Annotated in this window: 22 protein-coding genes; 18 read left to right on the top strand and 4 right to left on the bottom strand. The window is 71.9% G+C overall.

The genetic code is table 11. The annotated features are described in order from the left end of the window. Positions 1 to 121: 121 nt before the first annotated feature. From C229_RS0117915 to mshC, 11 genes are all read left to right on the top strand, one after another. Positions 122 to 790 carry a hypothetical protein gene (locus C229_RS0117915; protein WP_155884899.1) on the top strand — a complete coding sequence of 223 codons (669 nt, stop codon included), beginning with the start codon at positions 122 to 124 and terminating at the stop codon, positions 788 to 790. 15 nt (positions 791 to 805) lie between these two features. Next, positions 806 to 1510 carry an MSMEG_4193 family putative phosphomutase gene (locus tag C229_RS0117910; protein WP_018656469.1) on the top strand — a complete coding sequence of 235 codons (705 nt, stop codon included), beginning with the start codon at positions 806 to 808 and terminating at the stop codon, positions 1508 to 1510. Between the two features lie 10 nt (positions 1511 to 1520). Continuing rightward, positions 1521 to 2072 carry a DUF3090 domain-containing protein gene (locus C229_RS0117905; protein ID WP_026313901.1) on the top strand — a complete coding sequence of 184 codons (552 nt, stop codon included), beginning with the start codon at positions 1521 to 1523 and terminating at the stop codon, positions 2070 to 2072. Positions 2073 to 2120: 48 nt separating this feature from the next. Next, the gene (locus tag C229_RS0117900; RefSeq protein WP_018656467.1) at positions 2121 to 2924 is read left to right on the top strand and encodes an SCO1664 family protein; all 804 of its coding nucleotides are present in this window, start codon (positions 2121 to 2123) and stop codon (positions 2922 to 2924) included. Positions 2925 to 2972: 48 nt separating this feature from the next. Beyond that, positions 2973 to 3737 carry an NRDE family protein gene (locus tag C229_RS0117895; RefSeq protein ID WP_018656466.1) on the top strand — a complete coding sequence of 255 codons (765 nt, stop codon included), beginning with the start codon at positions 2973 to 2975 and terminating at the stop codon, positions 3735 to 3737. A gap of 167 nt (positions 3738 to 3904) precedes the next feature. Continuing rightward, entirely contained in the window at positions 3905 to 5683 is a 1779-nt protein-coding gene (locus C229_RS0117890; RefSeq protein WP_018656465.1) for an ABC transporter substrate-binding protein, read from the top strand. A gap of 28 nt (positions 5684 to 5711) precedes the next feature. Then, positions 5712 to 6821, top strand: coding sequence for an ABC transporter ATP-binding protein (locus C229_RS0117885; RefSeq protein ID WP_018656464.1), 1110 nt, complete (start codon positions 5712 to 5714; stop codon positions 6819 to 6821). Then, positions 6818 to 7930: an ABC transporter ATP-binding protein gene (locus tag C229_RS0117880; protein ID WP_018656463.1), complete on the top strand. Its 1113-nt coding sequence runs from the start codon at positions 6818 to 6820 to the stop codon at positions 7928 to 7930. Before C229_RS0117885 ends, C229_RS0117880 begins: the two co-directional genes overlap by 4 nt. Next, positions 7927 to 8892, top strand: coding sequence for an ABC transporter permease (locus tag C229_RS0117875; RefSeq protein ID WP_018656462.1), 966 nt, complete (start codon positions 7927 to 7929; stop codon positions 8890 to 8892). Before C229_RS0117880 ends, C229_RS0117875 begins: the two co-directional genes overlap by 4 nt. Before the next feature lie 10 nt (positions 8893 to 8902). Continuing rightward, positions 8903 to 9847 (top strand): ABC transporter permease, encoded by a 945-nt coding sequence (locus C229_RS0117870; protein WP_018656461.1) that lies wholly within the window; start codon positions 8903 to 8905, stop codon positions 9845 to 9847. 57 nt (positions 9848 to 9904) lie between these two features. Further along, the gene (gene mshC / locus C229_RS0117865; protein ID WP_240487327.1) at positions 9905 to 11146 is read left to right on the top strand and encodes a cysteine--1-D-myo-inosityl 2-amino-2-deoxy-alpha-D-glucopyranoside ligase; all 1242 of its coding nucleotides are present in this window, start codon (positions 9905 to 9907) and stop codon (positions 11144 to 11146) included. Between the two features lie 167 nt (positions 11147 to 11313). Here mshC and C229_RS0117860 read toward each other — a convergent pair whose 3' ends face one another. The 4 genes from C229_RS0117860 to C229_RS0117840 all read right to left on the bottom strand — a co-directional run bounded on the left by C229_RS0117860 (position 11314) and on the right by C229_RS0117840 (position 14573). Next, complete coding sequence (locus C229_RS0117860) at positions 11314 to 12132, bottom strand: oxygenase MpaB family protein (protein ID WP_018656459.1); 819 nt, start codon at positions 12130 to 12132, stop codon at positions 11314 to 11316. Positions 12133 to 12231: 99 nt separating this feature from the next. Further along, positions 12232 to 12777 carry a TrmH family RNA methyltransferase gene (locus C229_RS0117855; protein WP_018656458.1) on the bottom strand — a complete coding sequence of 182 codons (546 nt, stop codon included), beginning with the start codon at positions 12775 to 12777 and terminating at the stop codon, positions 12232 to 12234. 313 nt (positions 12778 to 13090) lie between these two features. Further along, positions 13091 to 13933: a PAC2 family protein gene (locus C229_RS0117845; RefSeq protein ID WP_018656456.1), complete on the bottom strand. Its 843-nt coding sequence runs from the start codon at positions 13931 to 13933 to the stop codon at positions 13091 to 13093. Between the two features lie 178 nt (positions 13934 to 14111). Then, positions 14112 to 14573 (bottom strand): universal stress protein, encoded by a 462-nt coding sequence (locus C229_RS0117840; protein WP_018656455.1) that lies wholly within the window; start codon positions 14571 to 14573, stop codon positions 14112 to 14114. 190 nt (positions 14574 to 14763) lie between these two features. Between C229_RS0117840 and metH the strand changes: the two genes are divergently transcribed. The 7 genes from metH (at position 14764) to C229_RS0117805 (ending at position 25074) form a co-directional block, all read left to right on the top strand. Continuing rightward, complete coding sequence (gene metH / locus C229_RS0117835) at positions 14764 to 18240, top strand: methionine synthase (protein WP_033424480.1); 3477 nt, start codon at positions 14764 to 14766, stop codon at positions 18238 to 18240. Positions 18241 to 18286: 46 nt separating this feature from the next. Beyond that, the gene (locus C229_RS0117830; RefSeq protein ID WP_018656453.1) at positions 18287 to 18949 is read left to right on the top strand and encodes an HAD family hydrolase; all 663 of its coding nucleotides are present in this window, start codon (positions 18287 to 18289) and stop codon (positions 18947 to 18949) included. Between the two features lie 231 nt (positions 18950 to 19180). After that, complete coding sequence (locus C229_RS0117825) at positions 19181 to 19612, top strand: hypothetical protein (RefSeq protein WP_018656452.1); 432 nt, start codon at positions 19181 to 19183, stop codon at positions 19610 to 19612. 474 nt (positions 19613 to 20086) lie between these two features. Beyond that, positions 20087 to 21091, top strand: coding sequence for an ABC transporter permease (locus C229_RS0117820; RefSeq protein ID WP_018656451.1), 1005 nt, complete (start codon positions 20087 to 20089; stop codon positions 21089 to 21091). A gap of 37 nt (positions 21092 to 21128) precedes the next feature. Next, the gene (locus tag C229_RS0117815) at positions 21129 to 22883 is read left to right on the top strand and encodes an ABC transporter substrate-binding protein (RefSeq protein WP_026313898.1); all 1755 of its coding nucleotides are present in this window, start codon (positions 21129 to 21131) and stop codon (positions 22881 to 22883) included. A 95-nt stretch (positions 22884 to 22978) separates the two neighbouring features. Continuing rightward, complete coding sequence (locus C229_RS0117810; RefSeq protein ID WP_026313897.1) at positions 22979 to 23977, top strand: ABC transporter permease; 999 nt, start codon at positions 22979 to 22981, stop codon at positions 23975 to 23977. Then, positions 23977 to 25074 (top strand): ABC transporter ATP-binding protein, encoded by a 1098-nt coding sequence (locus C229_RS0117805; RefSeq protein ID WP_018656448.1) that lies wholly within the window; start codon positions 23977 to 23979, stop codon positions 25072 to 25074. The genes C229_RS0117810 and C229_RS0117805 overlap by 1 nt, the downstream gene beginning before the upstream one ends. Positions 25075 to 25078 lie beyond the last annotated feature (4 nt).

Genomic DNA, 25078 nt, shown 5'->3' with positions numbered 1-25078 from the left:
CCCTTTTGGCACCGCCGCCCTGACCCGGCGGGTTCGCGTGTATACGTTGCCCCCGGGTGTTCCGGGGTTGTGTGTTGTGCCCATGTTCACGTGGGTGCCGGGGGGAATAGAGTGCCGGGCCATGGCGCCACCTCCCCAGTTCTCGATGTACTCCCCGAAACCGCCCGAGGAGGGCGGTGGGGACGTCGATCCGGTCTTCGGGCTCGGGCGGGCCCACGACCCGGGGTTCTGGGCGTCCACGCGCTCGGGAACGTTCCTGGGGCAGTGGCGCGTGATGGCGCTGGTGCTGGGCGTCGCGCCGGTGCTGATCCTGGCCGTGACGCCGCTCATCGTGCAGAACGAGGGCGGCCGGTTCGACGGCCCGGCCTGGCCGCTGTGCCTGCCGCTGGTGGCCGCCGCGCTCGTCGCCGCGTTCGTCGCGCCGCGCGTCCCGCGCCCGCTGCCGACCGGGATGCCGCCCGCCGAGACGGTCCGCGCCGCCCTGTTCACCACCCGCCAGGCCATCCTGGTGCGGTTCGCGCTCACCGAGGGCGTCATCCTGTGCGGGCTCCCGCTGGCGATGATCGCCCGCGACGAGCTGGTGTTCGCCGTCGGGTTCGTCCTCGGCTACCCGCTGCTCGTCTGGCAGATCCTCCCGACGGCCGGCGCGATCGAACGCCTGCGCACCCGCCTGGAGTCCGGCGGCGCCGAGTCCCACCTGTGGGCCGCCCTGCTCGCGCCCGTGCCCCGCATCGTCGCCGCCCGCGACCCCGAGGACGACGCGGACGGCCCGGAGGACCCCGCCTCCTGATCTAGAGTGCCCGGTGTGACGACGCTGCTGCTGGTCCGGCATGGACTGACCGAGTTGACCGGCCCGGTGCTCGCCGGGTGGACGCCGCGCCTCGGCCTGGACGAACGCGGCCGCGCCCAGGTCCGCGCCACCGGGGAGCGGCTCGCGCCGCTGCCGCTGGCGGCCGTCGTGTCCAGCCCGCTGGACCGCTGCCTGGAGACGGCCGCCGCGCTCCTCGACGCCCCCGGCGCCGCCGCCCGCCCCGCCGATCTCGCCGTGGACGACCGGTTCGGCGAGGTCCGCTACGGCGACTGGACCGGCCGCCCGCTCAAGGAACTCGCCGAGGAACCCCTCTGGAAGGTCGTGCAGACCCACCCGAGCGCGGCGGTGTTCCCCGGCGGCGAGGGACTGGCCGCCGCCCAGCACCGCGCCGTCACCGCCGTCCGCGACTGGAACGCCCGCGTCGCCGCCGAGCACGGCGACCGCGCCGTGTACGCGGTCGTCAGCCACGGCGACATCATCAAGGCGATCGTCGCCGACGCGCTCGGCCTGCACCTGGACCAGTTCCAGCGCATCCAGGCCGACCCCGCCTCGGTGACGGTCGTCCAGTACACGCAGGTGCGGCCGTTCCTGGTCCGCCTCAACGACACCGGCGGCGACGTGGCCGCCCTGGTGCCGGTTCCGTCCGACACGTCCGCCGCCGGAGCGCCTGGTGACGCCCCGGTCGGCGGCGGCGCGTAGGGTCGGGGTCATGCCGGTCATCTCCTTTGAACTGCCCGACAGGTTCGTCGCCGGAGTCGTCGGGCAGCCCGGCGAGCGCGCCTTCTTCCTCCAGGCCCGCGACGGCCGCCGCGTCACCAGCGTCGCGCTGGAGAAGTTCCAGGTGTCGCTGCTGGCCGAGCGGCTGGAGGAGCTGCTGGACGAGGTGCTGCGGCGGGCCGAGGGCGACGCGGTGATCCCGGCGGTCGCCCCCGCCGAGCTGCGCGACGACGAACCGCTCGACCAGCCCGTCGAGGAGGAGTTCCGCGTCGGCACGATGGCGCTCGCCTGGGACCCCGAGGACGCCCGCGTCGTCATCGAGGCGCAGGAGGCCACCGAGGAGGAGGAGCCCGCCGCCGAGGTCGGCGACGACGATCCGGCCATCGCGGTGCTCCGCGTCAGCATCACCCCCGCCCAGGCCCGCGCGTTCGCCGAACGCGCGCTGCGGCTCGTCGCGGCGGGCCGGCCGCCGTGCCCGCTGTGCGGGCGCCCGCTGGACTCCGCCGGGCACGTGTGCCCGCGCCAGAACGGGTATCTGGGCTGACATGTCCGTGTGCTGGATCATGCGGCCCGCAGCCGGGAGAATGGACGCATGACGCCGTCCCCTGACCGCAGTCCCGCCGGAAACTCCGTCGGGGACGGCGCGCGCACCGCCGCGCTGCCCCCGCCCGACCCGTCCGACGCGCGCGAGGTCGCGGCCGTCGAGCGGCTGCTGACCCGCGGGCGGCTCACCGTCGAGGGCCGCCTGGTCCAGGCGTCCAACGCCACCCTGTACTGCGCCGTCGAGCACCAGGGCGTGCGGGCCGCGTGCGTGTACAAGCCGGTCGCGGGGGAGCGCCCGCTGTGGGACTTCCCCGACGGCACCCTGGCCGAGCGCGAGGTCGCCGCCTACGCGGTGTCGCAGGCCCTCGGCTGGAACGTCGTGCCGCCCACCGTCCACCGCGACGGCCCCTACGGCGTCGGCATGGTGCAGCTCTGGGTCGAGCCCGATCCCGACATCGACCTGGTGACGCTGTCGCGCTCGCAGGACGCCGCGATCCGCCGGATGGCGGTGTTCGACGCCGTCGTCAACAACGCCGACCGCAAGATCGGCCACCTGCTGCCGCCCGGCGGCGGCCACGTCTACGGCTGCGACCACGGCGTCTGCTTCTCCGCCGAGTACAAGCTGCGCACGGTCCTGTGGCAGTGGCGCGGCGAGGCCCTCACCGACGAGGCGGTCGACGGCCTGCGCAGGCTCGTCGCCGCCCTCGACGGCGACCTCGGCGCCCGGCTGTCCGAACTGCTCACCGGCGAGGAGGTCACGGCGACCCGGCACCGCGTCGAGCTGATGCTCAAGCACCGCGTCCACCCGTTCCCCTCCGAGGACTGGCCCGCCGTCCCCTGGCCGCCGCTGTAGGGGCACCCCGCCCGCGCGGCGCCCGGCGGCGGGTGCTGTGATGGGGCGATGTGCACGGCGATCGTCGACGTCGACCCGTCCTCCCCGGTGCCGGTGCTGCTCGTCGGCGTCCGGGACGAGTTCGTCGGACGCCCCTGGGAGCCGCCGGACCGGCACTGGCCGGACCGGCCCGCGCTGGTCGGCGGCCGTGACCTGCGCGCGGGCGGCACCTGGTTCGCCGTCGACCCCGGCGCGGCGCGCGCCGCGTGCGTGCTCAACGGCCGGGGCACGCTGCCGCCGGAGAACCGGCGGATCTCCCGGGGCGGGCTGCCGCTGCTGGCCGCGTCGGGGACCGGCCCCGAGGCGCTGGAGCTGCCCCGCTACGAACCGTTCCACCTGCTGCGCGCCGAACCCGACGCGGTGACGCTGTGGACGTGGGACGGCACCGCCCTGCGCACCCGCGCGCTGACCGCCGGCCTGCACATGATCGTCAACAGCGGGCTGGAGGGGGAGGAGCACGGCGAGGGCGGCGCGGAGGAGGCGTTCATGTCGGCGCGGCTGGCGTACTACGGGCCCCGCTTCCGGGCCGCGCCGCGTCCGGTCCCCAAGCCGGGCCCGCCGGTCGGGGAGGCGTGGGAGGACTGGCTGCCGCTGCTGCACGGCGACGGCCTGCCGCGCACCGACACCCGCACGCTGCTGCCGATGATCGACCTGGGCGACGGCCGGGTCTGGGGCACCGGCTCGGTCAGCCTGGCCGCGCTCGGCCCCGGCGGCGTCCGCTACGACTTCTCCGGCACACCGGGCGATCCCGACGCCTGGACGCTCATCCTGTAACGCGTTCCCCGGCGAACCGCCACGGAACGGACGCGAGCGCGCCCGGTGCCTGACTCTGGGTGCTAACTTGACTACCCGATGCGATCTTCGTGGTGCGACCCGGGGCAGCCATCCCCCGATGGCGGGGCCGGGCGGGGCACCGGTGCCACGCGGACGGGGGAGTGCGCATGACGGTCAAGCGACGGGCGGCGGCGGTCACCGGAACCGGGGTCCTGATCCTCGGGCTCGCGGCCTGCGGGGGCGGCAGCGGCGGTGGCGGCGGGGGCGGCGGGGGCGACGGCGAGGGCGGCACGCTACGCGTCGTCGGGTCCGCCGACGTCGACCACCTCGACACCTCCAGCGGCTACACCACGGTCAGCAGCCTGCTCACCCGCCAGTTCGCGCGGGCGCTGTTCAGCTTCCGCGGCGCCGACGGCTTCGACGAGGCCATCCAGGTCCGTCCCGACGTCGCCGCCGAGATGCCCAGCACCGGCAACGGCGGCATCAGCGCCGACGGCCGCACCTACACGATCCGGCTGCGCGACGGCGTCCGCTGGAACACCCAGCCGCCCCGCGAGGTCACCGCGGGCGACTTCGTCCGCGGCATCAAGCGGATCTGCAACCCGGCCAAGCCGTCGGGCGGCATGGCGTACTACACCGAGACCATCGAGGGCATGAAGAAGTTCTGCGACGGCTTCGGCGACGTCGCAGGCGACGACGCGCGGGCCATCGCCGCCTACCAGAACGACAACCAGGTCTCCGGCCTCCAGGCCCGCGACGACAAGACCCTCGTCGTCCGCCTCACCGCCCCCGCCAGCGACTTCACCAACATCCTCGCGATGCAGTTCGCGGCGGCGGCCCCCGCCGAGTACGACGCCTACATCCCCGACAGCCCCCAGTTCCGCGGCCACACGGTCTCCAACGGGCCGTACCAGATCACCTCCTACACCCCCAACCAGGAGTACGTCCTCGACCGCAACCCCGCCTGGTCCGCCGAGAGCGACGACCTGCGCGGCCAGAAGCCGCAGCGCATCCGCATCACGATGGGGCAGGACAGCCCCGACGTCGTGCAGCAGCAGATGGAGCAGGGCTCGGCCGACCTCGCCTGGGACCAGACCGTCCCCACGGCCCGCATCCCAAGCCTGAAGTCCAACGACGACTTCGAGATCAAGGAGGGGTCGACCAACAACCCCTACCTCGTCTTCAACACGCTCAGCCCGAACAACGACGGCGCGCTCGGCAAGGCCCCGGTCCGCCGCGCGATCCAGTACGCGATCGACAAGACGGCGCTGGTGCAGATCTACGGCGGCCCCGACGTCAGCGACGTCCTCAACCAGGTCATCCCGCCCCGCAGCGTCGGCCACCAGCCGTTCAACCTGTACCCGACGCCGAACAACTCCGGCGACGCGAACCGCTGCCGGCAGATGCTCCGCGACGCCGGGTACCCGAACGGCATCAAACTGCGCTTCCCCTACCGCGTGTCCAGCAACCACCCGCGCATCGCCCAGTCCGTCCAGGCCAACCTCCAGGCGTGCGGCATCACCGCCGACCTCACGCCCGACACCAACGGCACGTTCTACAACACCACGCTGGTCACGCCGTCCGACGCGCGCGGCGGCAAGTGGGACATCGCCGCCCCCGGCTGGATTCCCGACTGGTACGGCAACAACGGCCGCACCAACATCGTGCCGCTGTTCGACGGCCGCCACTACGGCCCGAACTCCACCAACTACGGCGGCTACAACAACGACGAGGTCAACCGCCTCATCGACCAGGCCCTGAAGGCCAGCGACGCCAACGCCGCCGCCGGGGCGTGGGCGCAGGCCGACCGCAAGATCATGGAGGACGCGGCCGTCGTCCCGTTCATGAACCAGCGGTACCCGATCTTCCACTCCGGCCGGGTCGGCAACGCCCGTTACCTGCCCATGTACCAGGGCTACGACTTCGGCCAGATCGAGCTGAGCTGAGCCACCCGCCCTGACAGACAGGACACCGATGACGCTGCTGACGGTGACGGACCTGCGGGTCTCCTTCCCCACGCCCGACGGGGTCGTGCAGGCGGTGCGCGGGGTGTCGTTCCAGGTGGAGCGGGGCCGCACCCTCGGCATCGTCGGCGAGTCCGGGTCCGGCAAGAGCGTCAGCACGCAGACGCTCATGCGGCTCACGCCGGGCGCGCGGGTGTCGGGCACCGCCGAGTTCGAGGGACAGGACCTCCTCACCGTCTCCGACAAGCGGATGCGGGAGATCCGCGGCGCCGAGATCGCCATGATCTTCCAGGACCCGCTGTCGAGCCTGCACCCGCTCTACAAGGTCGGGTTCCAGATCGAGGAGATGATCCGCGCCCACGAACCCGGCCTGTCCAAGGGGCAGGTGCGCAAGCGCGCAGTGGAGATGCTCGGGCTGGTCGGCATCCCGCAGCCCGAGCAGCGCGCCGACGAGTACCCGCACCAGTTCTCCGGCGGCATGCGGCAGCGCGCGATGATCGCGATGGCGCTGGCGCTCAACCCCAAGCTGATCATCGCCGACGAGCCGACGACCGCGCTGGACGCCACCGTCCAGATGCAGATCCTCGACCTGATGCGGCGGCTGCAACGCGAGTTCGACACCGCCCTCATCATGATCACGCACGACCTGGGGGTCATCGCCGACATGGCCGACGACGTGCTCGTCATGTACGGGGGACGCCCGGTCGAGGTCGCCGGCCGCCGCGACCTGTACTACCGGCCCCACCACCCCTACACCAAGGGGCTGCTGGAGTCGGTGCCGTCGATCACCGGCGGCGACCGGCTCAAGGCGATCGGCGGGCAGCCGCCCAGCCTCATCAACCTGCCGACCGGCTGCGTCTTCCACCCCCGCTGCCCCTACGTCATGGACCTCTGCCCCGGCGAGGACCCGCCGCTGGAGGCCGCGGGCGGCGAACCGCTCACGCCCGGCACCCCGCACCGCTCGGCGTGCTGGCTGCCCCGCGAGATCACCGGCCTCGACCCCGCCACCGAGGAGCTGCGCGTCCGCGCCGCCGAGATCGGCCGGTCGGGCCGCCCGCCCGGCAGCGGCTCGCACACGGCGGGCTCGCGGCTCAGCGACGCCACGGGGGACGGCTCATGAAGGTCCCGCCCGACGCCGGGCCGCAGCACGCCCCGGCGCCGCCCGGCGACGCGCTCGTCGCCGTCGAGGGCGTCGTCAAGCACTTCCCGATCCGGCAGGGCGTCGTGTTCAAGAAGGAGGTCGCCCGCGTCCACGCCGTCGACGGCGTGGACCTGGCCGTCGGCGCGGGCGAGACGCTCGGCATCGTGGGGGAGTCCGGCTCGGGCAAGTCCACCCTGGCGCGCTGCATCACGGGCCTGCATCCGGTGACGTCCGGCCGCATCCTGTTCGAGGGCACCGACATCACCCGGCTGTCCAAGGCCGGGCTCAAGGCGTTCCGCCGCGACGTCCAGATGATCTTCCAGGACCCGTACGGGTCGCTGAACCCGCGCCGCCGCGTCGGCTCCATCATCGGTGACCCGTTCGCCGTGCACGGCCTGGCCTCCGGCGCCGAACGCAAACGCCGCGTCCAGGAGCTGATGGAGCTGGTCGGGCTGAACCCCGAGCACTACAACCGGTTCCCGGCCGAGTTCTCCGGCGGGCAGCGGCAGCGCATCGGCGTCGCCCGCGCGCTGGCGCTGCGGCCCCGCCTCATCGTCTGCGACGAGCCCGTCTCCGCGCTGGACGTGTCCATCCAGGCGCAGGTCATCAACCTCCTCAAGGACCTCCAGGCCGAGTTCGGCCTCACCTACGTCTTCATCGCGCACGACCTGTCCGTCGTCCGCTACGTCAGCGACCGCGTCGCCGTCATGTACCTGGGCCGCATCGTGGAGTCCGCCCGCGCCGCCGACCTGTACACCCGGCCCCGCCACCCGTACGCGACCGCGCTGCTGTCGGCGGCGTCCATCGCCGACCCCGACGCGGCCGAGTCCGCCGAGCGGATCGTGCTCACCGGCGACGTCCCGTCCCCGGTGAACCCGCCGAGCGGCTGCCGCTTCCATCCGCGCTGCCCCAAGGCCGCCGACCGCTGCGTCGACGAGGACCCGCCCTACGTGCCGCGCCTGGGCGACCCCCGCGACCACCGCACCGCCTGCCACTTCCCCGTCGAGGAGGGGGAGCGGCTGGCGCACCGCGAGCCCGCCATCGCGCAGGTCTCCACCGAACCGGAACTGCCGGAGGTCGACACGTGAGCTTCTCCGACCTGGAGGCCGAGGCCGTCCACGCCGACGCCGGCCCGGCCCTGACGGTCCGGGGCCGCTCGCCGTTCCAGCTCGCGTGGAACCGCTTCCGCCGCGACCGGCTGGCGCTGGCGTCGCTGGTGATCCTCGCGCTGATGGTCGTGTTCGCCGCGCTGGCGCCGCTGTGGGAGTCGCTGACCGGCCACGCCTACGACGCCACGTTCCCGCGCACCGCCCTCGACCCGTCCGGGCAGCCGGTCGGGCCGTCGGCGGAGTTCTGGCTCGGCGCCGACCAGCTCGGCCGCGACGTGTTCGTCCGCGCCTCCTACGGCGCCCGCATCTCCCTGATCGTGGGCGTCGCGGCGGCCGTCGTCGCCTCACTGGCGGGCGTCGTCGTGGGCACGCTGTCGGGGTTCGTCGGCGGCTGGCTCGACACGCTGCTGGCCCGCCTCATGGACCTCACGCTCGCCCTCCCGTACCTCCTCGTCGCGATCATGCTGGCGACGACGTTCCAGATCTCCTCGGTCCCGGCGAGCCTGCTCATGACGATCCTCGTCATCGCGTTCTTCTCCTTCGCCGCGTTCGGCCGCATCATCCGCGGCCAGGTGCTGGCGATGAAGGAGAAGGAGTTCGTCGAGGCGGCCCGCTCGCTCGGCGCCGGCAGCGGCCGGATCATGGTCGTGGACGTGCTGCCGAACCTCGTCGCGCAGGTCACCGTGCTGACGTCGCTGCTCATCCCCACCTCGATCGTGTTCGAGGCGACGCTGTCGTTCCTCGGCGTCGGCGTCCGGCTGCCGATGCCGAGCTGGGGCAGCATGCTCGCGGAGGGCAGCGACGTCTTCCAGACCGCGTGGTGGCTGCTGGCGGTGCCCGCCGTGCTGCTCCTGCTCACCACCCTGTCGTTCAACCTGCTCGGGGACGGCATCCGCGACGCGCTCGACCCGCGCGCCGACCGCGTCGTCCGGACCAAGTGAGGGGCGGGCCATGCTGCGTTTCGTCATCCGCCGGCTGCTGTACGCGGCGCTGGTGCTGCTGCTCGTCGCCACGCTGGTCTTCGTGTTCCTGCACGTGTCGCCCGTCGCGGTCGAACGCGTCATCGGCGGGCCCCGCGCGTCCACCGAGACCCTCGCGCAGATCCGCGCCAACCTCGGTTTGGACCGGCCCGCCATCGTCCAGTACGGGGAGTGGCTGGCCCGGCTGGCGCGCGGCGACCTCGGTGAGTCCTACGTCAACGGCACCCCGGTCGCCACGCTGATCGCCGGGCGGCTGCCGACGACACTGTGGCTGGTCTTCGGCGCGGGCGTGCTGTGGTTCCTCGGCGGCGTCGCCACCGGCGTGTTCAGCGCGACGCGCGCCCGCGGCCTCGGTGACCGCGTCATCACCGTCGTCGTGCTCGTCGGCCTGTCCACGCCCGCGTTCGTGATGGCGCTCGTCCTGCTCTACCTGTTCTCCACCAAGCCCGCCGAGTACGGCGTCCACCTGTTCGAGGCGGGCCCGCCGCTCCAGGAGCACTTCCTCCAGCGCATGATCCTGCCGTGGATCGCGCTGGCGTTCCTGCTCATGGCCACCTACACGCGGCTGACGCGCGGCGCCATGCTCGACGTCCTCAGCGAGGACTACATCCGCACCGCGCGCGCCAAAGGGCTCGGTGAACGCCGCGTCGTCTACCGGCACGGCCTGCGCTCGGCGCTGACGCCGGTCGTCACCCAGTTCGGCATCGACCTCGGCGCCCTCATCGGCTCCACCATCGTCACCGAGAAGGTCTTCGGCCTCCAGGGCGTCGGGCAGCTCGTCTACCAGTCCATCGCGCTCGGCGACACCCCCGTGATCATCGGCGTGACGCTCATGGTGACGTTCTTCGTCGTCCTGGCGAACCTGCTGGTCGACGTCGGCTACTCCTTCCTCGACCCCCGCGTCCGCCTGGCCTGACGGGCCGATCCGGGCGGCACCTCGGCGTACCGGTGCGTACCGGGCGGCTATAAGCTCGTGACCATGCGATCGTGGTCGGCTCCGTACGTGCCCAGTCTTCCCGCCGCCGGGCTCCCGGCGGCCTCCGGGGCGCTCCGCCTGTACGACACGGCGGCGGGAGCCGTCCGGGAGACCCGGCCCGGCGCCACCGCGCGCATGTACGTCTGCGGCATCACCCCCTACGACGCCACGCACATCGGGCACGCGAACACCTACCTGGCGTTCGACCTGGTGAACCGGGTGTGGCGCGACCTCGGGCACGACGTCCACTACGTGCAGAACGCCACCGACATCGACGACCCCCTGCTGGAACGTGCCGATCGCGACGGCGAGGACTGGCGCGCCCTGGCCGACCGCGAGATCGAGCTGTTCCGCGAGGACATGACGGCGCTGCGCGTCCTGCCGCCCGCGCACTACATCGGCGCCGTCGAGGCGATCCCGCTCGTCGTCGAGATGGTGGAGAAGCTGCGCGCCAAGGACGCCACCTACACCGTCGACGGCGACGTCTACTTCCCCGTCGCCGCCGACGCGACGTTCGGTGAGGTCAGCCGCCTGACCCGCGAGCAGATGGCGCCGCTGTTCGCCGAACGCGGCGGCGACCCCGGCCGCACCGGCAAGCGCGACCCGCTGGACGCGCTGCTGTGGCTGGCGCGGCGCCCGGACGAGCCCGGCTGGGAGTCGCCGTTCGGCGTCGGCCGCCCCGGCTGGCACGTCGAGTGCGCCGCGATCTCCGTGCAGTACCTCGGGATGGCGTTCGACGTCGAGGGCGGCGGCTCGGACCTGGCGTTCCCGCACCACGAGATGAGCGCCGCGCACGCCCAGGTCGCGACCGGCGAGCACCCGCACGCCCGCGCCTACGTGCACGCGGGCATGGTCGGCCTGGACGGCGAGAAGATGTCCAAGTCGCGGGGCAACCTGGTCTTCGTGTCGAAGCTGCGGTCGTCGGGCGCCGACCCGATGGCGGTCCGGCTGGCGCTGCTGGCCCACCACTACCGCGCCGACTGGGAGTGGACGGACGCCGAGCTGGACGCCGCGCGAACCCGGCTGGAGCGCTGGCGCGCGGCGGCGGCCCGTCCGGCGGGCGCGCCCGTCGCGGCGACGCTCGCGGCGGTCCGCGACCGCCTCACCGACGACCTGGACGCCCCCGGCGCGCTCGCCGCACTGGACGCCTGGGCCGCCGGTCCGGCCGGGGACGACCCGTCCGCGCCGCTGGCCTTCGCCCAGATCACCGACGCACTCCTCGGCGTCGCGCTCCGTTAATTGAAGTCCCGGCCCACGGCCCTCGCCTGGCGGCTCGGGCCTAACCGGGACTTGCGAGCGCGGCATCGCTTCGCGATCTGGCCGGTGAAGCTCGCCTTCGGCTTTGCTTCACCGGCCAGTTAACGCACTCGCGCGCGGGTTCAGGCACTTCGCACACGCCCGGCCGCTCAGGCGGCGCCGCGCGCCGCCGCCGAGCGCCTGGCCCGGCGGGCCAGCCGCGTCCGGGACCGCCACAGCATGAGCGGCACCCCGGCGCGCCTGACCGGGCCGGGCACGAGGCGGTACCCGAACGCGCCGGTGCGCAGCAGTACCCACAGCACCCGTTCGCGGCGCGGTCCCCACGGCAGCCCGTACTGCTCCCGCAGGCGCGGTGGCAGCAGCCCGGTCGTGACGTACCGGTTGAACCAGAGCGCGGGGCCGAGCCACCGCAGCTTGCGCGCGTGCAGGACGGCGCGGGCGACCTCGCGGCCGGTGCCGGTGACCTCCAGCGACCCGATCATGCCGTCCATGTAGGCGCGGAACGCGGGCAGGTCGGCGGGCTGCGCGCCCGGCGGGCAGCCGAGGACGTCGGCGACGTAGCGGGCCTGCTCGACGTAGGCGGGCGCGAGGTCGCCGCCGGGCCGCCGCAGGATCTCCTCGTGGACGTACAGCGCGGCGTCGGTGAGCGTGGCGTTCACCCACACCTGGAGGTCGGGGTCGTTGCCGGAGTACCCGGGCCCGGTGATGCGCTCGTGCATCCGGCGGATGCCCCGCCCGAGCCGCTCGGCCTCCTCGGGCGTCCCGAACGCGACGATGGTGAGGAAGTCCAGCGTGCCGAACAGCCGGTCGAGGGGACGTTCGCGCATGTCGCTGTGGTCGGCGACGCCCTGCGCGACCTTGGGATGCGCGACCTGGAGCAGCAGCGCCCGCCCGGCGGCCAGCATCACGGCGGGCTCGGCCGCGAGGCGCCGCAACACCGTCCGGTCGGGCGCGCTCTCCACACTCATGCCCGCGATCCTCGCGCACCCCACCGACCCCGACAAGACCCACCGGACACCCGCAGACCGGTCCCGGCGCGTCGTCGTCCGGCGCCGCGACCACGCCACTCAGAGCAGGCCCGCGAGCCGGTACAGGACCAGGGAGCCCGCGACGGCGACGTTCAGGCTCGTGCCCGTGCCGATCATCGGGATCTCCACGGCCAGGTCGAGGAGGTCCACGGCCTCGGCGGGGATGCCGTGCCGCTCGTGGCCGAGGACGGCGACGGTGCGGGAGCGGGCGGCGGGCAGGTCCGCGAGCCGCACCGCCTCGTCGGCCAGTTCCACGCCGACGATCCGGCTCCCGGCCGCCCGCTCGCGCTCCAGCCACGCGGCCGGGTCACGGTCGCCGATCCAGTGGACGCACGACGGGCGCCGCAGCGTGTTCCCGCGCTCCAGCGCCTCGGGTACCCACGGCAGCCGCGGCACCGCCAGGCACGCGCCGACGGCGTCGCAGGTGCGCAGCAGCGTCCCGAGGTTGGCGCCGTGCATCGGCCACAGCGGCGCGGCCACCAGATGCCCCCAGCAGCGATGCGCGCGGCGCCGGCGGGCACGGCGCAGTTCACGGCGCGGGGAGACGCGGATGGCGGGCGCGGCCTGCGCGCGGCCCCCGCTCACCGGCGCGGGGCGGCTCCGCCCGGAAGAAGGGGACCGATATGGACCGGAAGCTGCATGATCGGGCGCACTTGGCGGCGTACGCGGGCCATCGCAGGGGAACGGGACGAACGCCCGTCCGCAGGTGAAACGTCAGATTCAACCACTATACGGGGGGTAGGGGGCCCGGCATGAGCCTGGAACTGCTGGTCGTCATGATGCCCGGTGTGCTGCTCGCGCTGCTCGTCCTCGCGTCGGTGCGCAACTCGGCCGAGGCCGAGCGCGACCGGCGCCGCTGAGACGGAGCCGGTCGCGTCGCAGGACGGGGCGGGGGATCTCAGCCCGGATCGCGGCGCCGCAGGTACCGCTCGAAGTCGCGGGCGATGGCGTCACCGGTGGCCTCGGGGAGGTCGGCGGCGTCCTTCTGCTCCTCCAGCGTGCGGACGTAGTCGGCGACCTCGGTGTCCTCCTCGGCCAGCTCGTTGACGCCGTGCTCCCAGGCGCGCGCCTCCTCGGGCAGCTCGCCCAGCGGCACGGTCACGTCCAGGACGTCCTCGACACGGCGCAGCAGCGCCAGCGTGGCCTTGGGGGAGGGCGGCTGGGCCACGTAGTGCGGCACCGCCGCCCACAGCGACACCGTCTCCAGGTCGGCCTTGGCGCACGCGTCCTGAAGGACGCCGAGGATGCCCGTCGGCCCCTCGTAGCGGGTCGGTTCGAGGTTCAGCGTCGTCACCAGGCCGACGTCGGACGCGGCCCCGGTGACCGGGACGGGACGGGTGTGCGGCGCGTCGGCCAGCAGCGCCCCGCACAGGATGACGCGGCGGGCGCCCAGCTCCAGGACCAGCCCGACGATCTCGCGGCAGAACGACCGCCACCGCATGTTCGGCTCGATGCCGTGCACCAGGACGACGTCGCGGCCGGTGGGGAGCCGCGCCCACGAGATGCGCGTGGTGGGCCACACGATGCCGCGCGTCTCGCCGTCGGTCATCTCCACCAGGGGACGCGTCACCTGGAAGTCGTAGTACTCGTCGGGGTCGAGTTCGGCGACCGGGACGGCGTCCCAGTTCTCCGCGAGATGCCGCACGACCCCGCTCGCGGCCTCCCCGGCGTCGTTCCATCCCTCAAAAGCGGCCACGACGACCGGATCGACCAGTTCGGGCACACTTTCCAGTTCGACCACTCGCTGCCTCCTTCCGACGTCGGGTACAGCGTCACCGGGCGGCGCGGGATTCCCGGGGACCGCGCAAGATCGGTGGACCTCACCCTACGTCTTCTCCGGCGGCCTACCCCGCCGTCCGGCTCTCCAGTCCTGCGCGGGCGGCCGGCGGCGGGGCGATGCGATTACGAAACCGTCACGGTCACTTTCGGCCGTCGGTGGTGTGCACGATGAGGATGTCGCACGGCGAGCGGTGCGACAGGTTCGCCGGCACCGACCCGAGGATGCGGCCCGCCAGGCTGTTGAGGCCGCGGTTGCCGACCACGACCATGTCGACGTCGCGGTCCTTGGCGACGGAGGAGATCACGTCGACGGCGTCGCCCTCGACCGCGACCTCCTCGATGTCCTTGGCGCCCGCCGCGACGGCACGGTCGCGGGCGGAGCGCAGCGCGTCCTCGGCGGGCGTGGAGCCCTGCACCTTGTAGGCCAGGTCGCCGAGGCGGTCGGCGGCGCTGAGCCGTTCGCGGGTCGGCATCGGGCTGTAGGCGGACGCGAGCAGCAGCGTGGCGCCGGTCGCCGCCGCGATCTGCGCGGCGCGGTCGACCGCGCGCAACGAGGAGTCCGAGCCGTCCGTGCCGACGAGGATGATGCGGTAGACGCTCATGCCGCTCCTTACCGGTAAGTAGGTTGAGATGAGGCACGTTATCGGTCGGTCGCGTGATCCGCCACGGCACGACCGCGGGACACGCGATTGTTCTCGCTGAGTGCTCTGTTCGGCGCCGCGACCGGCGGTTCTTCTCACTGAGTGGACGGGATCTCAGGAACGGTGCGCCCGGCGGATAAGGTGGTGCCTCATGAGCACTCCCTCTTCCCGGACTCTGCGTCAGGCCCTGAAAGAACGCGTCGTCGTGGCCGACGGGGGCATGGGAACGATGCTCCAGGACGCCGGCCCCACCCTCGACGACTTCCAGGGCCACGAGGGCTGCAACGAGATCCTGAACGTCACCCGGCCCGACATCGTCCGCTCGGTCCACGAGGCGTACTTCGACGCCGGCGTGGACTGCGTCGAGACCAACACCTTCGGCGCGAACCTCGGCAACCTCGGCGAGTACGACATCACCGAGCGCATCTACGAGCTGGCCGAGGCCGGTGCCCGCATCGCCCGCGAGGTCGCCGACGCCTACTCCACCCCGGACCGCCCCCGCTGGGTCATCGGCTCGGTCGGCCCCGGCACCAAGCTGCCCACCCTCGGCCACGTCCCGTTCGCGGTCCTGCGCGACGCCTACGAGCTGAACGTCAAGGGCCTCATCGACGGCGGCTCCGACGCCGTCCTCGTCGAGACCTGCCAGGACCTGCTCCAGGCCAAGGCCGCGCTGATCGGCGCCCGCCGCGCCATCGACGCCGCCGGCGCCGACATCGTCCTCATCGCCCAGGTCACCATCGAGCAGAACGGCGCGATGCTGATGGGCTCGGAGATCGGCGCCGCGCTCACCGCGCTGGAGCCGATGGACATCGACCTCATCGGCCTGAACTGCGCCACCGGCCCCGCCGAGATGAGCGAGCACCTGCGGTACCTGGCCAAGCACGCCCGCATCGGGCTGTCGTGCATGCCGAACGCGGGCCTGCCCGAGCTGACCTCCGACGGCGCCCACTACCCGCTGACGCCCGCCGAGCTGGCCGACGCGCACGACACCTTCACCCGCGAGTTCGGCCTCGGGCTCGTCGGCGGCTGCTGCGGCACCACCCCCGAGCACCTGCGCCAGGTCGTCGAGCGCGTCCGGGGCCGCGAGGTCGCCGGGCGCGAGCCGCGCCCCGAGGCGGGCGCCGCGTCGCTCTACCAGCACGTCCCGTTCCGCCAGGACACCTCCTACCTGGCCATCGGCGAGCGCACCAACGCCAACGGCTCCAAGGCGTTCCGCGAGGCGATGCTGGAGCGCCGCTGGGACGACTGCGTCAAGATCGCCCGCGACCAGGCCCGCGACGGCGCCCACATGCTCGACCTGTGCGTCGACTACGTCGGCCGCGACGGCGTCGACGACATGAAGGAGCTGGGCTTCCGGTTCGCGACGGCCGCCACGCTGCCGATCGTGCTCGACTCCACCGAGGTCGACGTCATCGTCGCCGGGCTGGAGATGCTCGGCGGGCGCGCCGTCATCAACTCGGTCAACTTCGAGGACGGCGACGGCCCCGACTCGCGGATGGCGCGGCTCATGCCGTCGATCCGCGAGCACGGCGCCGCCGTCGTCGCCCTCACCATCGACGAGGAGGGCCAGGCCCGCACCGCCGAGAAGAAGGTGGAGATCGCGGTCCGGCTCATCGAGTACCTCACCGGCACGTGGGGCATGCGCGTCGGCGACATCATCATCGACACGCTGACGTTCACGATCGGCACCGGGCAGGAGGAGTCGCGCCGCGACGCGCTGGAGACCATCGAGTCGATCCGCGAGCTGAAGCGCCGCTACCCCGAGGTGCAGACCACGCTCGGCCTGTCGAACGTGTCGTTCGGCCTCAACCCGGCCGCCCGCGTCGTGCTGAACTCGGTGTTCCTGCACGAGTGCGTCCAGGCCGGTCTCGACTCGGCCATCGTGCACGCCTCCAAGATCCTGCCGATGGCGCGCATCCCCGACGAGCAGCGCCAGGTCGCGCTCGACATGATCTACGACAAGCGGTCCGAGGGCTACGACCCGCTGCACAAGTTCATGGAGCTGTTCGAGGGCGTCGACACCGCCGCCCTCAAGGCCGACCGCGCCGCCGAGCTGATGGCGCTGCCGCTGTTCGACCGGCTCAAGCGCCGCATCGTCGACGGCGAGCTGGACGGCCTCAACGCCGACCTGGACACGGCGCTGGAGGAGAAGCCCGCGCTGGCGATCGTCAACGAGGTTCTGCTGGACGGCATGAAGACCGTCGGCGAGCTGTTCGGCTCCGGCCAGATGCAGCTCCCGTTCGTGCTCCAGAGCGCCGAGGTCATGAAGACCGCCGTCGCCTACCTCGAACCCCACATGGAGAAGGCCGAGGACGGCGGCAAGGGCCGCATCGTGCTGGCCACCGTGAAGGGCGACGTCCACGACATCGGCAAGAACCTCGTCGACATCATCCTGTCCAACAACGGCTACGAGGTCGTCAACATCGGCATCAAGCAGCCGATGTCGGCGATCCTGGAGGCGGCGCAGAACGAGCGCGCCGACGTCATCGGCATGTCCGGGCTGCTGGTCAAGTCCACGGTGATCATGAAGGAGAACCTTCAGGAGCTGAACACCCGCGGCCTGTCGGACCGCTGGCCGGTGCTGCTCGGCGGCGCCGCACTCACCCGCGCCTACGTCGAGCAGGACCTCGCCGAGATCTACGACGGCGAGGTCCGCTACGCCCGCGACGCGTTCGAGGGCCTGCGGCTCATGGACGCGTTCATGGCCGTCAAGCGCGGCGTCGAGGGCGCCACGCTGCCGCCGCTGCGCGAGCGCCGGGTCAAGAAGGGCGCGACCCTCCAGGTCACCGAGCCGGAGGACATGCCCGCCCGCAGCGACGTCGCCGCCGACAACAAGCTGCCGAACCCGCCGTTCTTCGGCGACCGCATCGTCAAGGGCATCCCGCTGGCCGACTACACGGCCTTCCTCGACGAGCGCGCCACCTTCATGGGTCAGTGGGGCCTCAAGCCGTCCCGCGGCGCCGACGGCCCCTCCTACGAGGAACTCGTCGAGACCGAGGGCCGTCCCCGCCTGCGCGGCTGGCTGGACCGCGTGCAGACCGACGGGCTGATCGAGGCCGCCGTCGTCTACGGCTACTACCCGGCCGTCTCCGAGGGCAACGACCTGGTCATCCTCAACGAGGACGGCTCGGACCGGGAGCGGTTCACGTTCCCGCGCCAGCGCCGCGACCGGCACCTGTGCCTGGCCGACTTCTTCCGGTCCCGCGAGTCGGGCGAGACCGACGTCGTCGCGTTCCAGCTCGTCACGGTCGGATCGAAGATCGCCGAGGCGACGGGCGAGCTGTTCGCCAAGAACGCCTACCGCGACTACCTGGAGCTGCACGGCCTGTCGGTGCAGCTCACCGAGGCGCTGATGGAGTACTGGCACGCCCGCGTCCGCTCGGAGATCGGCTTCGGCGCCGAGGACTCCGACGACGTCGAGGACTTCTTCAAGCTCGACTACCGCGGCGCCCGCTACTCCTTCGGCTACCCGGCCTGCCCCGACCTGGAGGACCGCTCGACCCTGGTGCGGCTGCTGCGCCCCGAGCGGATCGGGGTGTCGCTGTCGGAGGAGCTCCAGCTCGTCCCCGAGCAGTCGGCGGACGCGATGATCGTGCACCACCCCGAGGCCAAGTACTTCAACACCTGATCTATCCTCGGGCCTTTCGGATTCCGCCCGAGAGGCTGGGGGAGCGTTGCCCGACACCCGCGTCCCGCAGGCCGTCCTGTTCGACATGGACGGCCTGCTCGTCGATTCCGAGCGGCTGTGGCTGGAGGTCGAGGAGGAGGTCGTCGCGCGCCTCGGCGGCACCTGGAGCGCGGAGCACCAGGAGGCGCTGGTCGGCGGGTCGATCGGCAAGGCCGTCGACTACATGCTGGTGCTGACGGGCGCCGACGTGCCGCCCGCGCGCGTCGCGGGCTGGCTGCTGGACGGGATGGCCGACCGGCTGGGCGCGTCCGTCCCGCTGATGCCGGGCGCGAAGGAGCTGCTGGCGGAGGTGCGCGACGCGGGCGTCCCGGCGGCGCTGGTGTCGTCCAGTTACCGGCGGCTGCTGGAGCCGGCGCTGGACGCGATCGGCCGGGAGCACTTCGCGGTGACGGTCGCGGGCGACGAGGTGGCCCGTACCAAGCCCGACCCGGAGCCGTACCTGACGGCGACGGCGCGGCTGGGCGCCGATCCGGGGCGCTGCGTGGTCCTGGAGGACTCGCCGAACGGCCTGGCGGCGGCGGAGGCGGCGGGCTGCGTCACGGTGGCGGTGCCGTGCCTCCTGCCGGTGGGCCCGGCTCCGGGCCGGACGGTCGTGGGGTCGCTGCGCGAGGTGGACCTGGCGATGCTGCGGGGACTCGTGCGGCGCTGACCGGACAGGGCGATTTCGTGACGGTGCCGCCGTTCCTTCGATGCCTGAACGTTGCGTGATCTTGATGGGGCGGGCGGGGGTGCCGACCCTGAGACGGCGCCGGGCCGTCTACCACGGGAGGAGGAGTCCGGCTCCGGCCGAACCGTCCCCGCGAACGAGTACATCGAGCGCATACCGTGTGACCATGGGATGAGTGCATCGATTGCACGTGCGACGAGGTGAGGGGCCGGTATGAGCGACGCACTGCTGTTGGCGATCAGTCTCGGGGTGACGGCCCTCGGCCTGGTCCTGAGCTGGGCCGTGGCCCGCCGCCGGGGGGCGGCGTCGGGTCTGCGCGGCGCCGCGTGGGCGCTGGTGCCGACGGCCGCGACCCTGACCGGGGTGACCGAGTTCCTCGTGGATCTGGCGTTCAGCCCGGTGAAGTGGGCCGGGGTCGGGGTGGCGGGGCTGGCGGTCCTGCTGTACCTGACGTCGGGCGCGATGCTCAGCCGCAAGGTGACGGCGGCCGAGGAGGGCGGCGGCGCGCCGCCGAAGGAGACGCGGGGCCGTGCCCGGGGCGGCGACCGCGCGGTCGAGCGCCCGGCGGGACGGTCCGGGTCCGGCGGGGGCGACCCCGAGATGGCGGAGATCGAGGCGATCCTGCGCAACCGCGGCATCAACTGACGGGTCCTCCGGGTCCCGGCGGCCGGTTCGCCGGGGCCCGGAGGCCCGCTCGCGACGATCGACGGCCGGGTGCCGTCCATGGCGACCATGGACGGCACCCGGCCGTCGATCTTCCTACGGACGTCGCGGTTCGCGGGACGTCCGGTCTCGGATCGGACTCGGAAAGGTAAAGCTTGCTGTCCACGGCCGCTGCGTGGTTCGAGCATGAGTGTGTCGAAAGTAATGTTCGGGCGAATTGCCTGACACGTCGGCCAGGTCGCGTGTGCCCGAGGTGACGGCGAGATCACAAGTCAGAAACGGGTACTGGCGCCAAGCCGTTCGTGGATGGACAGTCGTGCCCGAAGTACTAGTTTTCCCTCCAGCAAACGCGGCGTGAACGGTCCCGGGCACAGCGGATGATCTCCGCGGCCACCGGCCGGGCGCCGGCGGCGGCACGAGGCCGAACCACCGGCCGGACGGTAGGAGGTATGGAGCGTGACCGCACCCATCGAGGTGACCGGTTCTGAGGCCGAGGCACAGCCCGACGCCGTCCTCAAGGGCGTCGACCGCAAGGCCATCCAGGGCCGCTCGCTCGGCCAGATCGCCTGGATGCGGCTCAAGCGCGACAAGATCGCGATCAGCAGCGCGGTGTTCCTCGTCGTGCTCATCATCGTGTCGCTCCCCGGCGTCACCGGGCTCATCACCGGCCTCGTCGGCGGCTCGCCGAACAAGTTCAACATGCCGCTCGTCGACGCCACCCTCGGCGGCCCCATCGGCAAGCTCGGCGGCATGAGCCTCGACCACCCGTTCGGCGTCGAGCCCATCAACGGCCGCGACCTGTTCAGCCGCATCCTGTACGGCGCCCGCGTCTCGCTGCTGATCGGCGTGCTCGCCACGCTGGTCTCCGTCGTCATCGGGACCGTGCTCGGCATCGTCGCCGGATTCTTCGGCGGCTGGGTCGACACCCTCATCGCCCGGACGATGGACGTCTTCCTCGCGTTCCCGCTGGTGCTGTTCGCGATCTCGCTGGTCGGCGTCATCCCGAGCGGGTTCGCCGGGCTGGAGGGCAACGGCCTGCGGATCGCGATCCTCGTCTTCATCATCGGGTTCTTCAACTGGCCCTACATCGGCCGGATCGTGCGCGGCCAGACGATGTCGCTGCGCGAACGCGAGTTCGTGGACGCGTCCCGCAGCATGGGCGCCAAGCCCGGCTACATCCTGTTCCGGGAGATCCTGCCCAACCTGTACGCGCCGATCCTGGTGTACGCCACGCTGCTGATCCCGACCAACATCCTCTTCGAGGCCGCGCTGTCGTTCCTCGGCGTCGGCATCAATCCCCCCGACCCCTCGTGGGGCGGGATGCTCTCGCAGGCCACCGAGCTTTACTCGGTCGCGCCGCACTTCGTGATCGTTCCGGGTCTCGCCATCTTCGTCACCGTCCTCGCGTTCAACCTGTTCGGTGACGGCCTGCGCGACGCCCTGGACCCGCGAACCCGTTGACCCCCGGCGAACGTCCGGTTTTAGCGAAAGGGATCTGATGAAATCTCCCAAGGTGGTGACCAGTGCGGCTGCTGCCGCCGTCGCGCTGAGCCTGGGACTGTCCGCCTGTGGCGGCAGCGACGACTCCGGCGACGGAGGCGGCAGCGCCAAGTTCGACGCCGGCTCGACCGCGGTCGTCAACGCTTCGGACAAGAAGGGCGGCGTTCTCAAGTACGCCCAGCCGGACGACTTCGACTCGCTCGACCCGGCGAACATGTACTACGCGTACGCGCTGAACTTCTCCCGGGTCTACTCGCGCGGTCTCATGACCTACGCCTCCAAGCCGGGCACCGCCGGCGCGGAGATCGTGCCGGACCTGGCCGAGGCCAAGGGCGTCGTGGGCGAGGGCGGCAAGACCGTCACCTACACGCTCAAGCAGGGCGTGAAGTACGAGGACGGCTCGCAGATCAAGGCCGCGGACGTCAAGTACGCCGTCGCCCGCACCTTCGACCGCGGCGTGCTGCGCAACGGCCCGTCCTACTTCACCCAGCTCCTGGACGCGGACGGCTACAAGGGCCCGTTCAAGGACAAGAACCTCGACAACTTCAAGGGCGTCGACACCCCGGACGAGCGCACGGTCGTCTTCAAGCTGAAGAAGCCCTTCAGCGAGTTCGACCAGGTCGTGGGCTTCGCCGGCCAGACCAACCCGCTCCCGCAGGCCAAGGACAAGGGTGAGCGCTACGGCCTGCACCCGTTCTCCAGCGGCCCGTACAAGTTCGAGGGCGACTACCAGCCCAAGAAGGGCGGCGTCCTCGTCCGCAACGAGCACTGGGACCAGGCCACCGACCCCAACCGCAAGCAGCTCCCGGACCGGATCGAGATCCAGTCCGCGCTGAAGGCGGAGGAGATCGACAACCGGCTGATCTCCGGCTCGGTCCACGTGGACCTGCCGGGCTCCGGCGTGCAGGCCGCGGCCCGCCAGCAGATCCTGACCCAGCCGAAGCTCAAGGACAGCGCCGACAACCCGCTGGCCGGCTTCCACTGGTACCTGCCGATCAACACCGAGGTCATCCCGAACGTCGAGTGCCGCAAGGCGATCGTCTGGGCGACCGACCGCTCGGCGCTGTTCCGCGCCTACGGCGGCGAGGTCGGCGGCGAGCCCGCGACCTCCATCCAGCCGCCGACCGTCGCCGGCCGCGAGAAGGGCACGGACTTCTACACGAAGGCCGACGCCAACTACACCGGTGACCCGGCCAAGGCCAAGGAGGCCCTGGCGGCCTGCGGCCAGCCGAACGGCTTCTCGACCAAGATGGTCTTCCGCAGCGACCGGCCGAAGGAGAAGCTGGCCGCCGAGGCGATGAAGCAGGCGCTGGAGCGCGTTGGCATCAAGATCGAGCTGGCGGGCTACCCGTCGGGCACCTACACCAACGAGCAGTTCGGCTCGCCGGCGTGGACGAAGAAGGAGAAGGTCGGCCTCGGCACCTACGGCTGGGCGCCCGACTGGAGCACCGGCTACGGCTACCTCCAGCCGATCACCGACCAGGACGCGATCGTCGACACCGGCAACTCCAACACCTCCGTCCTCAAGGACGCCGAGGTGAACAAGAAGTGGGACGAGGTCGTCTCGATCCAGGACCCGGCGGCCCGGGCCAAGATCTACAACGAGATCGACCAGCGGGTGCGCGAGCAGGCGGCGATCATCCCGAACGTCTACGCCAAGTCCCTGCTGTTCCGCCCGTCGACGCTGGCGAACGTCTACCTGCACGCGGGCTTCGGTATGTACAACTACGCCACCCTGGGCGTGACCGGCTGATTCCGGTCCCGCACGACCTGAGAGAAGGCAGGTGAAGGCGTAGGGTCGCCGCCGGGGCCGGAACCCGGCCCCGGCGGCGACCTCTGCCGGACACTGTGATCGCATTCATTGTTCGCCGTCTGGTGGGCGCGGTCGGGCTGCTGCTCATCATCAGCGCGGTGACGTTCGGGATCTTCTTCCTCGTGCCCAAGGCGGCCGGGGTCACCAGCGACGACCTCGCTGCCCGCTTCGCGGGGAAGACGCCCGACGCCGCGACGCTGGAGGCCATCAAGGACCGGTTCGCGCTCGACGAGCCGGTGCCCGTCCAGTACGGCAAGTACATCAAGTCGATCGTCGCGGGCGACACCTACGACACCGGTGTCGAGACGATCGACTGCCCGGCGCCGTGCCTCGGCTACTCCTTCCGCACCAACCAGCCGGTCTTCGACGAGATCGTCGACCGGGCCCCGGTCACGTTCATGATCGCGATCGGCGCGGCGGTGCTGTGGCTGCTCGCCGGCATCACGATCGGCGTCGTCTCGGCGCTGCGCCGCGGCTCGGTCATCGACCGTGTCTCGATGGGCATCGCGCTGGCCGGTGTGTCGCTGCCGGTCTTCTTCACCGGCCTTCTCTCCCTGGCGTTCGTCGTGCACCGATGGCAGTTGCTGCCGGAGGTGAACTACCGCGGTTTCAGTGACAACCCGTTCAGCCTGCTGCTTCCGTGGATCTGCCTGGCGTTCCTGTACGCGGCGCTGTACGCGCGCCTCACCCGTGCCGGGATGCTGGAGACGATGAACGAGGACTACATCCGGACCGCGCGGGCCAAGGGCCTGCCGGAGCGGACCGTCGTCGTCAAGCACGGGCTGCGCGCCACCCTGACGCCGATCATGACGGTGTTCGGCCTGGACTTCGGGCTGCTGCTCGGTGGCGCGATCATCACCGAGCGGACGTTCTCGCTGCCCGGCATCGGGCAGCTCGCGCTGGACGGCATCTACCAGAGCGACCTTCCGGTGGTGCTCGGCGCGACGATGGTCGTCGCCCTGTTCGTCGTCCTGGCGAACCTGATCGTGGACATTCTGTACGGCGTGGTCGACCCGAGGGTGAGGCACAGCTGATGGGGGACAAGCGCGTGGCGCGGGGCCGGCGCCCCGAGCTCGTGGACGACGCGCCCGGCGGCGCCGCGAGCGCTCCGCCGTCGTCGTTCGTCGAGGTCCGCGATCTGCGCATCCACTTCCCGACCGACGACGGGATCGTCAAGTCGGTCGACGGGCTGTCGTTCGCCCTGGAACGCGGCCGCACGCTCGGCATCGTGGGGGAGTCGGGCTCGGGCAAGAGCGTCACGAGCCTCGGCATCCTCGGCCTGCACAACCGCCGCAACGCCCGCGTCTCGGGGGAGATCTGGGTGGGCGGCACCGACATCGTCGGCGCCGATCCCGAGACGGTCCGCAAGCTGCGCGGCCGCACCATGTCGATGATCTTCCAGGACCCGCTGTCGTCGATGCACCCCTTCTACACGGTGGGGAAGCAGATCGTCGAGGCGTACCGCGTCCACAACGACGTGTCCAAGCAGGTGGCGCGCAAACACGCGATCGACATGCTCGGCCGGGTCGGCATCCCCAACCCCGCCAAGCGCGTCGACGACTACCCGCACCAGTTCTCCGGCGGCATGCGGCAGCGCGCGATGATCGCGATGGCGCTGTCGTGCGACCCCGAGCTGCTGATCGCCGACGAGCCGACGACGGCGCTGGACGTGACCGTCCAGGCGCAGATCCTCGACCTGCTGCGCGACCTCCAGCAGGAGTTCAACTCCGCCATCATCATGATCACCCACGATCTCGGGGTGGTCGCGGAGCTGTCCGACGACATCCTCGTCATGTACGGCGGGCGCGCGGTCGAGTACGCGAGCGTGGACGACGCGTTCCACCGTCCGCTGCACCCCTACACGTGGGGCCTGCTCGGCTCGATGCCGCGGCTGGACCGCGAGCGCACCGCGCGGCTCAACCCGATCAAGGGGTCGCCGCCGAGCCTCATCAACGTGCCGCAGGGTTGCGCGTTCAACCCGCGCTGCGCGTTCCGTGACCTGAATGACGGCCGGAGCGAGACCGAGCGTCCCGAGCTGGTCGAACTGGAGCCCGGCCACCAGGCCGCGTGCCATCTCCCCCTGGACAAGCGGCGCGAGCTCTGGGAATCCGAGATCCGGCCGAAGCTGTGACGAC

This window comes from Actinomadura flavalba DSM 45200 (genome assembly GCF_000374305.1).
Lineage (GTDB): Bacteria > Actinomycetota > Actinomycetes > Streptosporangiales > Streptosporangiaceae > Spirillospora > Spirillospora flavalba.
The sequence above is the reverse complement of the archived record's forward strand: the minus strand, read 5'-3'. Positions and strand labels throughout refer to the sequence as shown.